Genomic DNA, 556 nt, shown 5'->3' with positions numbered 1-556 from the left:
GGGCTGACACCCATTGCTCAACAGCAGCAGGCTGGCTATCAGTAAGCCAGTAAGCAACCACCGGGTAGATGATACAAAAGCCTTCATAGCCCTAGGGTTTGAAACACGATGCGGTAAGCGCTGGCTAGCCAGCAAATAGCTCCTGCGGCCGCCTTCAAATGGCAGTAGCAGCTATTCCCGTCGGTCACTTTAGAGGGTAATATTCAGCGGGGTGACGGGTGACCAGTTGCCGACCGAACCATCCGAATAGCGTGTCCTGACTCGAACCCGGTAAGTCCGCACTTGGGGTTTGTACGCATTGGGATCCACATTTGCCGGCCGTTTAAACCGGAACAAAATCCTCGAGTAGCTCACGTTGCCAGCTTTGAACGTGATAGGCGCATAGACCCCATCACCGGTAGGGTTGCCCAGCGCGCTATACGCCACGTCGAAGCCTTTGACTTTGTGCAAGGGACCTCGCCAGGTTAACGACACTGGAGATGAGTTCGAGAAGGCCTCGTAGGCGGAGCTTAACTTAAAGCCGTAGGCCGTAGCAGGGTACATGACTCTGAGGGCG

The 556-nt window shown here is 55.2% G+C and carries 1 protein-coding gene; it reads right to left on the bottom strand.

Annotated features, from left to right (window positions below):
* Window positions 1-189: 189 nt before the first annotated feature.
* The coding region (locus tag EQG79_RS30865) for a hypothetical protein (protein WP_206445624.1) at window positions 190-556 on the bottom strand (367 nt) is incomplete at its 5' end.

Source organism: Spirosoma sordidisoli, assembly GCF_004138325.1.
Lineage (GTDB): Bacteria > Bacteroidota > Bacteroidia > Cytophagales > Spirosomataceae > Spirosoma > Spirosoma sordidisoli.
Note: the sequence above shows the minus strand (reverse complement) of the source record. Positions and strands in the feature narration are given on the sequence as shown.